The sequence below is a fragment of the Dolichospermum lemmermannii CS-548 genome (assembly GCF_028330815.1).
Lineage (GTDB): Bacteria > Cyanobacteriota > Cyanobacteriia > Cyanobacteriales > Nostocaceae > Dolichospermum > Dolichospermum lemmermannii.
This window is the reverse complement of the sequence record NZ_JAQMTJ010000007.1, coordinates 1-11,180: the sequence shown is the minus strand read 5'-3', so window position 1 is coordinate 11,180 and position 11,180 is coordinate 1. Positions and strand designations below refer to the sequence as shown.

Annotated in this window: 8 protein-coding genes and 1 tRNA gene; 2 read left to right on the top strand and 7 right to left on the bottom strand. The window is 35.7% G+C overall.

Going from position 1 to position 11,180, the window contains the following annotated elements; all coding sequences use genetic code 11:
- Positions 1–136: 136 nt before the first annotated feature.
- The 4 genes from PN450_RS00370 to PN450_RS00355 form a co-directional block, all read right to left on the bottom strand.
- Entirely contained in the window at positions 137–349 is a 213-nt protein-coding gene (locus tag PN450_RS00370) for a hypothetical protein (protein WP_246863053.1), read from the bottom strand.
- A 214-nt stretch (positions 350–563) separates the two neighbouring features.
- Positions 564–636: transfer RNA gene (locus PN450_RS00365), tRNA-Ala, on the bottom strand.
- Between the two features lie 45 nt (positions 637–681).
- Positions 682–1,410 (bottom strand): HAD family hydrolase, encoded by a 729-nt coding sequence (locus tag PN450_RS00360; RefSeq protein WP_271834981.1) that lies wholly within the window; start codon positions 1,408–1,410, stop codon positions 682–684.
- Positions 1,411–1,783: 373 nt separating this feature from the next.
- Positions 1,784–3,244, bottom strand: coding sequence for an S-layer homology domain-containing protein (locus tag PN450_RS00355; RefSeq protein ID WP_271834979.1), 1,461 nt, complete (start codon positions 3,242–3,244; stop codon positions 1,784–1,786).
- 257 nt (positions 3,245–3,501) lie between these two features.
- On the opposite strand from PN450_RS00355, the gene PN450_RS00350 reads away from it, so the two are divergent.
- Positions 3,502–4,398 (top strand): alpha/beta fold hydrolase, encoded by an 897-nt coding sequence (locus PN450_RS00350; protein ID WP_271834978.1) that lies wholly within the window; start codon positions 3,502–3,504, stop codon positions 4,396–4,398.
- 8 nt (positions 4,399–4,406) lie between these two features.
- Here PN450_RS00350 and PN450_RS00345 read toward each other — a convergent pair whose 3' ends face one another.
- Genes PN450_RS00345 through PN450_RS00335 form a run of 3 tightly spaced genes read right to left on the bottom strand, consistent with a single transcriptional unit; the run spans position 4,407 to position 7,594 of the window.
- A complete protein-coding gene (locus PN450_RS00345; protein ID WP_271834977.1) occupies positions 4,407–5,351 on the bottom strand; it encodes a hypothetical protein in 945 nt (314 codons plus the stop codon).
- A gap of 3 nt (positions 5,352–5,354) precedes the next feature.
- Positions 5,355–6,458, bottom strand: a complete 1,104-nt coding sequence (locus tag PN450_RS00340; RefSeq protein WP_271834976.1) for an AAA family ATPase — start codon at positions 6,456–6,458, stop codon at positions 5,355–5,357.
- On the bottom strand, positions 6,455–7,594 hold the full coding sequence (locus PN450_RS00335) for a DUF262 domain-containing protein (RefSeq protein WP_271834974.1): 1,140 nt from the start codon (positions 7,592–7,594) through the stop codon (positions 6,455–6,457). The genes PN450_RS00340 and PN450_RS00335 overlap by 4 nt, the downstream gene beginning before the upstream one ends.
- Before the next feature lie 513 nt (positions 7,595–8,107).
- Here PN450_RS00335 and uvrA point away from each other — a divergent pair.
- Positions 8,108–11,050: an excinuclease ABC subunit UvrA gene (uvrA, locus tag PN450_RS00330; RefSeq protein WP_271834973.1), complete on the top strand. Its 2,943-nt coding sequence runs from the start codon at positions 8,108–8,110 to the stop codon at positions 11,048–11,050.
- The last annotated feature ends 130 nt before the right edge of the window (positions 11,051–11,180 follow it).

Sequence of the window (11,180 nt, the reverse complement as noted above, 5' to 3'; positions counted from 1 at the left end):
ATGAGGTACATATCTAGCGGGCAAGATGCCCGCACTACAAGAGTTTCATGATTCAACTTTGTACCTCATAAGAGCGGAAACCGCTGTATGATGTTTTTTCTCACGCAGAGACGCAGAGAGGAATTAAGAGTTTGGTTTAAGGATTTTGAAATCCATATTGTTTTTGACGGTCTTCAAATCTATATTCACGGTTGTAGTTATCATCTGGATCATAGCCAATATCGCCAACAAAGCAGAAGGAAACAGCTAAGTTAAAGGTTCTTTTTTCAAATACAAATTCTTTTTCTGGTGGCATTTTACGAAAGTCGTTTTTAAACTTTTTCCATTCTCTTTGGTTATGTCTATCCATAAATATATCTAAATTCTGTAAGAGGGTGTTTGAAAAGTTTTGAATGTATAGACTGACCCCTCTCCAAACCTCTCCCCTGCAAGGGGAGAGGCTTTAAAACCCCCATTCCCTTGCAGGGAAGGGGGGTAGGGGGGGTTAGGTTTTTGGAGATTACCGATTTGATATAATACTTTTCAAACAACCTCTAAGTGATTCAGCCATTCATCTTTATTAATGGAGAATAGGAGACTCGAACCCCTGACCTCTGCGGTGCGATCGCAGCACTCTACCAACTGAGCTAATTCCCCTTATTCGTGCTTATAAGTTAACAACTCTGATAAACATATTATATTCTAACACTCAGGAACGACAGATTGCACATCTTTTTCTAAAAAAACTTCCTGTACTCGCTGTAAATCCAAATCAATCAGATAATCAATCGTCCAATTAGCTTGACGGTGTAGCATCTGGAAAGGGTAAGTATTCGCTACTCCTACCACTTGCATTTGGGCGCGTTTAGCTGCTTGAATACCTGTCCGAGTATTTTCAATCACTAAACACTCATCAGGTTCTAAGTTTAATTCTGGATATGTCTGATTTAGACGTTCAACCGCCAGCAAATAGCCTTCCGGGTTAGGTTTATCGCTGCTGATATCATCCCCCGACACAATTACAGGGAAGTATTCAGCTAATTTAGCAGATGTTAATACCATTTCAATTTCTAGGGATAAAGCATCACTGACTAACGCCATTTTGAGATGACGGGAACGAATCTGAAAAATTACATCTTCAATTCCCGAATACAAAGGCAATTTTTCCAGCTTCTCCAATTCCAACACATAAGCTTGAGCTTTGCGAGTGAGTAATTGAGCCATATAAGCTTCCGTCACCACCCTACCACGATTTTTCAGCAGGTTTTGCAGATAAGCGCGATGACTTATCCCTAAGAAGTCTTCACGTTCTTTTACCCGTTGAGGTTGAAGGTTTTCCTGTATAAGAATCTCATCTATCAGTTGGATATGGATTGATCCATCTTTAATAATGACACCATTAAAATTAAATAAAACTGCCTTTAAACTCATAGTGCAAACTGGAAACAATCCTCCAGATGATTATTTATCAGGGTAAATTACCGGAATACATTTAAGATTAACTCATTTTTGAAGATATACAAGGGTCAGATCCCCGACTTCTTCAAGAAGTCGGGGATCTTGTTGTCATAGCTTGACAGAGATATTCCACAACCTTGTAAAATTACCTGTACTTGTAATTATACCCAAAATAGACGCATCCTCAAATTCAACTTAACGTAAAACCCATAGCCTTGATTTGTAGGTTGGGTTGTGGAACGTGAACGTTCGCGGAGCAATTAGCATGAAACCCAACGCATTTGTTGGGTTGCGCTGTCGCTTAACCCAACAAAGCAGAAAATTGACAAGATATTGTTTGTCCAATTTATTTTGCAGGTAAATCTGCCACTTCTCCAGCGCTCACCATTGCCAGATACAGTAAAGCACAAACATCGGCTCTAGTGGCAACTTTTTTAGGATTTAGTAATTTTTTATTGGGATAATTAGTAATTACATTATTTTGTGTTAATGCAGCAATAAAATTACGATGTTCGGTTCTAATACTAGAAGCATCACTATAAACTGAAAGGATATTTTCTGTTGAACCAGTAAATTTATAATTCAATCCTTTGGCTAAAGTTATTAAAACATCTAGACGATTCAGCTTTTGTGTGGGGTTAAAGTTTTTGCTATTGAGAATAGTAAAAAAGCCCATTTCATAAGCTTCTCGAATGGCATCATAAGCCCAATATCGCTTAGGAACATCTTTGAAATTAATTGCTTCTCGAACTTTACTTTTAATAAAGACTTTTTGCAAAAGGGCAGCTAATTCGGCACGAGTTACTGGTGCATTCGGACGAAAAGAATCATCAGGAAATCCGCCAATTACTTCCATTGCAGCCAATTCAGAAATATATTCCCTAGCCCAATAGTTTTTGGAGATATCAGAAAATGAGACTTGAATACCCTTAGCTACGCCGATTTTCCGATATTCACTTAATAATTTGCCCAGTTCAAAACTGGAGTTGTCCTGAATTGGAGTCAACTTTACCAAACTACCAGGATTAGCTGTTAAAGCTTTTGCTAAGTTAGAATCAAAGGCATTTATAGATTTACCTACTACAGCAAAATCACCTTCGCTAAAGGAGGTAGGATAAGTACCAGTGGTGGCAACTTTAGCAAATCCAGCGGCTTGATATTGGACAATATTAATCTTTTCTGAACTATTGAGGAAAGTAACTTTTTGGTTATTAACTTCTGTGAAATAATCGTAGGCATTGGTATTATCAACAATGCTATCATTATTGGCATCAAAACCATAAAAGGTGCGGACTACTTTGTTTTCTGTGGGATTAGCCGATAAAATCAAGTTAACCGCAGTATTTTCCGGTAAACAAACAAATTCACTGTAACCAATAAAGCGATTTGTGTTATCATATAAACGGATAACGATGCGATCGCCTAATTTAAATCCTTTAACAAACTTAGCTTTTTGCTTAATCTTATATTTATAATCACCTAAAAACCTTTCTTGACGGTATTTATTACCATATTTACTCTTAATAGAAATCCGGGCAATTACTTCTTTGATTGTCCCCCCAGGTTGCCATATATAAAGCGTAAATGCTGATTTCTTCTCTGGTGAAAAACTCGTATTAACGGGAATATCAATTGCTTCACCTTCAGATTGACCTACTAAAAGTTGCGTTTGTGGAGAATTACCTAATTTTGATGCAACTGGGGAAGAAAGTCTTGATACTGCTAATGCAGAAGATATTGGCGATAATGCGACAACAGAAACGGCTGTAACAACCAGTTTACTCCAACTTAAGTTAATGGGATTCATAGTATTTTATCTCACACCTGGCCAATGGACTAATATTCTCCAGATCAAAAATTTTTGATGCTAGTGAACTCTACTGGTAACACAGGGCATTTTATATTACTTTTGTCAGATAGGGAAGAGGCAAGTGATAATTGACAATTGATAACTGATAATAATGTGTAGGGGTTTAGCTTTTGCTTTACCCCTACCTATAGAATCAAACAATTAAGTCATTTTGACTATAATATAAATAAATAATAATTTAGGAATCTTCACAAATGACAACTACAATCCAGGATTTGCAGACATTAGAAAAACAGGTTTGGACTTGGCGAGATTACAAAATTCAATATACTGTGATGGGTACAGGTCAGCCTTTGGTGCTAATTCACGGTTTTGGCGCTTCTATTGGTCACTGGCGCAAAAATATCCCGATTCTAGCTGCTGCTGGTTATCAGGTGTTTGCTTTAGATTTGCTGGGTTTTGGTGGTTCTGATAAAGCAACTATAGATTATAGCATGGAAGTGTGGGCGGAATTATTAAAGGATTTTTGCCATGCACATATTCAAACACCAGCAATATTTATTGGTAATTCTATTGGCGCTCTTTTAAGTTTAATTGTTTTAACAGAATCTCCAGAAATTGGGGCTGGAGGCGTGTTAATTAACTCTGCTGGTGGTTTGAGTCACCGTCCCCATGAATTAAATCCTGTGCTGCGATTTGTGATGGCAACTTTTAACAAGTTGGTGGCTAACCCAGTGACAGGTAAATTCGTTTTTAATCGCATTCGGCAAAAATCACAAATTCGCCGGACTTTATATCAAGTATATAGCGATCGCAATGCCGTAACAGATGAACTTGTAGATTTACTTTATAACCCATCTTGTGACCCAGGAGCGCAACAAGTTTTTGCTTCTATTCTGACTGCACCTCCAGGACCTAGCCCAGAGGAACTATTGCCTAAGTTAGAATTTCCCTTATTAGTAATTTGGGGTGCAGAAGATCCTTGGACACCAATTACGGGAGCGAATATCTATGAAGCAGCGCGAGAAAATGGTCAAGATATTAAAGTTGTTCCTATTCCCGGCGCTGGTCATTGTCCCCATGATGAAGTTCCAGATATTGTGAATAGTGAAATTATTGATTGGTTAGGACAGGTAATAGGTAATGGGTAATTATTAATTTACTGAATTTTAACACCAATATAACCGATAATAATTTTAGTTGGTTTTAAAGGATGAAAATGAAGTCTCCATGCACCTGGAGTCATCCGAATATGCCAACTAAATAATCTTTTTTCTCCATCAAGACATTCAAAAGTTAACTCTTTTTCAAAATTATCTAATCTTGATTTACTTTCTGGTGTTACTTTACTAGCAAAATCATCTTTATTAAAAGTACCTGATATCCATTTTTTAGAATATTCTTCAAGTTCAGATAATTTTTTCATAATTTGTTGGAATATAGGATAACCATTATTAATATTTTCTAATTGTTTCTCTACGGAATCACAAAATTCTAAATGAGGAAATATCTCTTTTCTGTTATTCCATAAATCTAAACCAGAATTAATATTATCATAAAGACGATTTTTAATCCATTCTTCATGTTCAATAACATGATTTTTACTACTTGCGTGTTTAACTTCTATAATTTCTTCCAGTAATTCTCCATCTTCATTATTTGTAATTTGTAGGACAGATATAACATTATTATTCCATAATTCATGAGTTTTAAAACTAACAGATAATACCTTTGATGTATGAGTACAAGCATAAATAAATCCTTGAGGGGTTTCATTATAATCTTCACAAGCATATAAGACTTCATTCGACTGAGATTGATCAAAAAATTCATCAAACTCATCAAACTCAAAAAATTGCATACTTAAAATAAAATCCTGTTCAACTTGATCAACATTTCGATCATTAAGCCATTTAGATATAGGATAATTAGAGGCAAGATTAATATTATGAAAACTATTATAACTTAGTAATTGTTGTTGTATTCCTTGTTCTAATGCTTCTCTTAAAGTTTGAATAAAGTTAGACATTAATTCTCTAGCTTTATATTCGTCATTTTTTAAAGTCAAAAGACATAATTCATTAAATACCAGTTGAATATCCATTATTTAATCTCCCACTGGTGCTAATAATGCTCTTGAACTTTTATTCCATTCATCAAAGAAATTTTTAGGAATTGTATTAATACGTCCTTTTTTGTCTAATTTAGGAGAAATAATTTTAATTTCATTCATTTGACTTTGTATTTCAAAAAAGTGTAATTGTACATCTTCTGGCTTAATTTTACCACCATGAACAGCAATTCTTATACCATTTAGAATATGATCACTATGACTTTCAATAATTACCTGAATCCCATGATTTGCTGCTAAAGCTAATAATTGACCTAGTTGTGATTGTCCTTGAGGGTGAAGATGAGATTCAGGATTCTCAATAATTATCATTGTTCCTGGTTTAGAGGAAAGAATTGCTGTTAGAATGGGTAAAGAATAAGTAACACCAAAACCTACATTAAAAGGAGAATATTCTTTACTAACTCCAAAAGAATATTTTATTGTCATTGCGTTGGCAACTTGTCTTACATTAATATTAATATTAGGACTAATTTCTCCCATCCAAGTATCAACTTGATCTTTTAAACTTTGAGATTTACTGCGAGGATGACTTAATTCACTAATGGGAATATCTTGATTACCAAATTCATGTAAAAAATGTGCTGTATATTCTCCTTTTTTACCTATTTGTCTATGTTTAACAACATCATTTTCAGACAAAGGATAAGATTCCTCTGGTGTAATTCTTTCAGCACCTAAATAGTGAAAATCATCATTAAATAAATTAAATTGATTAATTGTAGAATCATTACCTATTAATGCAATCCGTAGCACATTACTACTAGGAGAATCATAATCAAAACTCCAGTTTGTTCGCTGACCATTTTCCCAAACAATTCCGAAGCTAATTAATTCTTCTTCTTCGGCATTTTCATATAGAACATCTTCAGCAGTACCTATATAAGCTATTTGATTATCAAGTTTTAGCCCATTACTAGGTAAATAATCTGTTATATAAGCATAGCGTAATAAAATCAATGGTTGAATTACAGAAGATTTACCTGTACTATTTAAACCAGAAATTAAGGTGAGAGGTTTAAAATCAAAATTTTCATCTGCAAATGCTTTGAAGTTTTTTAAATGTAATTTTTTGATCATGATAATATACTTTGAATAATTCCTTGAATATGCTTAAATCGCTCTTTGACGATGTTAGCATCACCAGCACTTTTATATAAGATACTATCAAACTTACCATTTTCCTGTTCTTTTAATAAAACTTTAAGTAAATCTTCTTTTCTTTGTTTAAGAATATTGATTTCTTGATCATTTAATTTAGCAAGGTTAATTGACCATGCTTCCAATAATGCTTTATTAATAGGATATCTTTTTATGGTAGATAGTTTTGGTTTTCTAAATGCTTGTTTATCAAATAAATCATAAGCAAGATTCATAATTAACAAAAATCTTTGTTTAATGTTCTCTATTTCAGAATCATCCATTTGATTCATTTCAGTCATTTTTTTATCTAAAAAATAATCATAATCTTTAAAATCCAGGTTATCTATATTACTCGTCATTAAAGATAAAACTTTTAAAATACATTCTTGATCAATCATTCTTTTATCTTTAATTCCCTTATCTGTTGTTTTTTTAAATTCTCGAGATTCAGAAAGTTCTTTTAATAAATTTGTGATTTTATTTGAAGAGTTTTTAGCATAGCGCATTTCTTGAGCAGAAAGTGCAGTTCCTCCTTGGTTAATCCGTTTAAATATATTAAAAGTAATTTCGGATGATGTTCCTCTTAAAATTAAATATACTGTTAGTTTTGTTTCTTTAATTCTTCTTTTCCAACGAGGTGTAAGTTCCTGATATTTTTTACCATGTAAATCAGTGAAAAAATCTAATCCATTCAGATTAAAACTTTGATCAGTGACAAATTCCTTAAATGTTGTTATTCTTTGGATTCCATCTATGACTAACCATTGATCATCATTAGTTGCATCAATATAAAAAGCAGGTAAAGGAATTTGCAATAAAAGAGATTCAATTAACCGACTTTTTGCAGTTTTAGTCCAAATACCTTCTTTTCGTTGAAATTCAGGTGCGATCATTCGATGATTATTTAATCTGTCCAGAATTTGCTGTACGGTCATGATATTAGTTCCCATACTAATGCAAGTCGGATCAAATCCTTGAGAAAGCGTTGGTTCTTCTTCTTCCTCTTCAATATCTATATCTTCCTCATATTCTGAATTAATATTATTTTGTTGCAAATAGTTTGTTTCTGTCATAATTATATTCTTAAATTATTGCTTGTACTTCCTCTACTAAGTAATGGGACAGAATTAATTACACAATTGTTTTTTCTGTTCCCTGTTCCCTGTTCCCTGTTCCCTGTTCCCTCTCTCAACGAGTGAATTTAATTTTGTCCGACTACTTAATGTATTTTTGCCCTCGACGGGATACCAAAATAAATCTCCAGCTACAAATATATTTGGAGCATTAGCAAACAGATAATCTCAGTTTTGCTGAATTTCTACAAGAATAGGAAACTGAATTGTGTTATTTGCCACCAGTTGTCCGTCACAATCTGGGTAAATGACCTCTGGCTGGGCTGGTGCTGCGATTTGTGAAACCATAACTCTATCCTCAGCAAGATTTTTTCTAATTATCTACCAAATCAAGGAAATATCAAGTGATATCCTGGGTAGGAAATTAAGATGATTGATACTTTACTATAACCTGAACAAAGATAGTATTATTAAGGATTGTTTCACTGTGTAACCTTTCCTTAGCCTGTCAATATGTCAGAAAATCTCGCTGCTTCTTTAAACGATGTGCTTCCAAACGCTCACAATAGCCAGAATACTATCCGCATTCGGGGCGCTAGGCAGCATAATCTGAAAAATATTGATTTGGAATTACCGCGCGATCGCCTGATTGTCTTTACTGGCGTTTCTGGTTCGGGTAAGTCTTCTTTAGCCTTCGATACCATTTTCGCTGAAGGTCAACGCCGTTATGTCGAATCCCTCAGCGCCTATGCTCGACAATTTCTAGGACAGTTGGATAAACCCGATGTGGAAGCCATTGAAGGTTTAAGTCCGGCAATTTCCATTGACCAAAAATCAACTTCCCATAATCCCCGTTCCACAGTGGGAACAGTGACGGAAATTTATGATTATCTGCGCTTGTTATATGGTCGGGCTGGTGAACCTCATTGTCCCATCTGCGATCGCTCTATTGCCCCTCAGACCATTGACCAGATGTGCGATCGCATCATGGAACTTCCCGACCGTACCCGCTTCCAAATTCTAGCCCCTGTAGTCCGGGGGAAAAAGGGAACTCACCGCAAATTAATTTCTGGTTTAGCCGCGCAAGGATTTGTCCGCATTAGGGTAAATGGAGAGGTGCGAGAGCTATCAGATTCCATTGAGTTAGATAAAAATAACACACATACTATAGAACTGGTTATTGACAGATTAGTTAAAAAAGATGGTATTCAAGAGCGTTTGGTGGATTCTCTGGCAACTTGTCTTAAGCAATCTCACGGCATCGCTACAATTGAGGTATTAAAAGACACATCGGACAAGATAGCGCTGGAGCGACCTGATAGTAAGTATATAGCAACTGAGGCAGAAAATCAAGGTATTTCAGAACAAGAATTACCCACAGAAATGGTATTTTCGGAAAACTTTGCTTGTCCCGAACATGGTGCGGTAATGGAAGAATTATCGCCCCGATTGTTTTCTTTTAATTCCCCTTATGGCGCTTGTCCCCATTGTCATGGGATTGGGACTTTAAGAAGATTTTCCCCGGAGTTGGTTGTCCCTAATCCAGATTCGCCCATGTATGCAGCGATCGCTCCCTGGTCAGAAAAAGAAAACTCCTATTATTTGGAATTGCTGTATGCTGTGGGGTTAAATTATGGCTTTGAGTTACAAACTCAATGGGGGAAGTTGACACCGGAACAGCAAAAAGTTGTCTTGTATGGGGAAGAGAAACGAACCACAGAGGCGCAGAGGTCGCAGAGTTTTAAGGGTGTAATTCCCATTTTACAAAGACAGTATGAAGGGGGAACGGAGTTAGTTAAACAGAAATTAGAAGAATATTTAATTGACCAACCCTGCGAAGTTTGTGGTGGGAAAAGATTAAAACCCGAAGCCTTATCCGTAAAGTTAGGACAATATGGGATTTTAGATTTTACCAGTGTTTCCATTCGAGAATGTCGGGAAAGAATCGAAAAATTAAAATTGAGTACTAGACAAACTCAAATAGCTGATTTAGTTCTCAGAGAAGTTAAAGCCAGATTACAATTTTTATTAGATGTTGGCTTAGATTATCTCACCTTAGATCGTCCCGCTATGACATTATCAGGTGGAGAAGCCCAACGCATTCGATTAGCCACACAAATCGGTTCAGGACTAACAGGAGTTCTTTACGTTTTAGATGAACCAAGTATTGGGTTACATCAAAGAGATAACGGAAAATTACTCAAAACATTAACCAAATTACGCGACTTAGGAAATACCTTAATAGTTGTCGAACATGACGAAGAAACTATCCGCGCTGCTAACTATATAGTTGATATTGGTCCCGGTGCAGGAATTCATGGGGGAAATATTATTTCCCAAGGCAGTTTTGAGGATTTACTCAACGCAGAAGCATCTTTAACTGGTGCTTACCTATCAGGAAGAAGAGTGATCACTACCCCAGCTAAAAGACGAGAAGGAAATGGCCGCGCCTTAACTATTAGAAATGCCCATCGTAACAACTTACAAAATATAGATGTAGAAATTCCCTTGGGAAAACTTGTCTCCGTTACAGGTGTTTCTGGTTCAGGAAAATCTACCTTAATTAACGAATTACTTTATCCAGCCTTACAACATCATTTACTGAAAAAAGCTCCCGCACCCAAAGACATGGATGAAATCAAGGGTTTAAACTGCGTTGATAAAGCCATTGTCATTGACCAATCACCCATTGGGAGAACTCCCCGTTCTAACCCTGCAACTTACACCGGAGTTTTCGATATTATTCGTGATGTTTTTTCCCAAACTGTTGAAGCTAAAACCAGAGGTTATAAACCTGGACAATTTTCTTTTAATGTTAAAGGTGGACGGTGTGAAGCTTGTAGTGGACAAGGTGTAAATGTCATCGAAATGAATTTTCTCCCTGACGTTTATGTGCAATGTGAAATTTGCAAAGGTGCGAGATATAACCGGGAAACTCTCCAAGTTAAATATAAGGATAAATCAATTTCTGATGTTTTGAATATGACGGTTGAAGAAGCATTAGATTTCTGTCAAAATATTCCCAAAGCCCTAACTAGATTACAAACTTTATTTGATGTTGGTTTGGGTTATGTGCAGTTAGGACAACCAGCGACAACTTTATCTGGTGGGGAAGCCCAACGGGTGAAATTAGCCACGGAATTATCTCGACGCGCGACTGGGAAAACACTTTATTTAATAGATGAACCAACTACAGGTTTATCTTTTTATGATGTCCACAAATTGTTGGACGTTTTACAAAGATTGGTAGATAAGGGAAATTCAATTTTAGTGATTGAACATAATTTAGATGTCATTCGTTGTTCTGATTGGGTGATAGATTTGGGACCTGAAGGTGGAGATAAGGGCGGAGAACTGATTGCTGCGGGAACGCCTGAAGATGTGGCAAAGAATCCTCGTTCTTATACTGGTCAATATTTACAGCAGGTGTTGGCGCAATATCCAGCAGTTATCTAAACTATGATTTTTTTGATTAATTTGATTTTTGTGATTAATTAATTATTTCAATCATCCCAATCATCTAAATCAGAAAAATCACAGTTTAGACATTATGCTAATAATTCTCGAATTATCCGAGTGACTGCTT

Excerpts from the sequence above, each read along its gene's own strand:
- PN450_RS00360 (WP_271834981.1), bottom strand. The coding sequence starts at position 1,410 with ATGAGTTTAAAGGCAGTTTTATTTAATTTTAATGGTGTCATTATTAAA.
- PN450_RS00350 (WP_271834978.1), top strand. The coding sequence starts at position 3,502 with ATGACAACTACAATCCAGGATTTGCAGACATTAGAAAAACAGGTTTGG.
- PN450_RS00345 (WP_271834977.1), bottom strand. The coding sequence starts at position 5,351 with ATGGATATTCAACTGGTATTTAATGAATTATGTCTTTTGACTTTAAAA.
- PN450_RS00370 (WP_246863053.1), bottom strand. The coding sequence starts at position 349 with ATGGATAGACATAACCAAAGAGAATGGAAAAAGTTTAAAAACGACTTT.
- PN450_RS00335 (WP_271834974.1), bottom strand. The coding sequence starts at position 7,594 with ATGACAGAAACAAACTATTTGCAACAAAATAATATTAATTCAGAATAT.
- PN450_RS00340 (WP_271834976.1), bottom strand. The coding sequence starts at position 6,458 with ATGATCAAAAAATTACATTTAAAAAACTTCAAAGCATTTGCAGATGAA.
- uvrA (WP_271834973.1), top strand. The coding sequence starts at position 8,108 with ATGTCAGAAAATCTCGCTGCTTCTTTAAACGATGTGCTTCCAAACGCT.
- PN450_RS00355 (WP_271834979.1), bottom strand. The coding sequence starts at position 3,244 with ATGAATCCCATTAACTTAAGTTGGAGTAAACTGGTTGTTACAGCCGTT.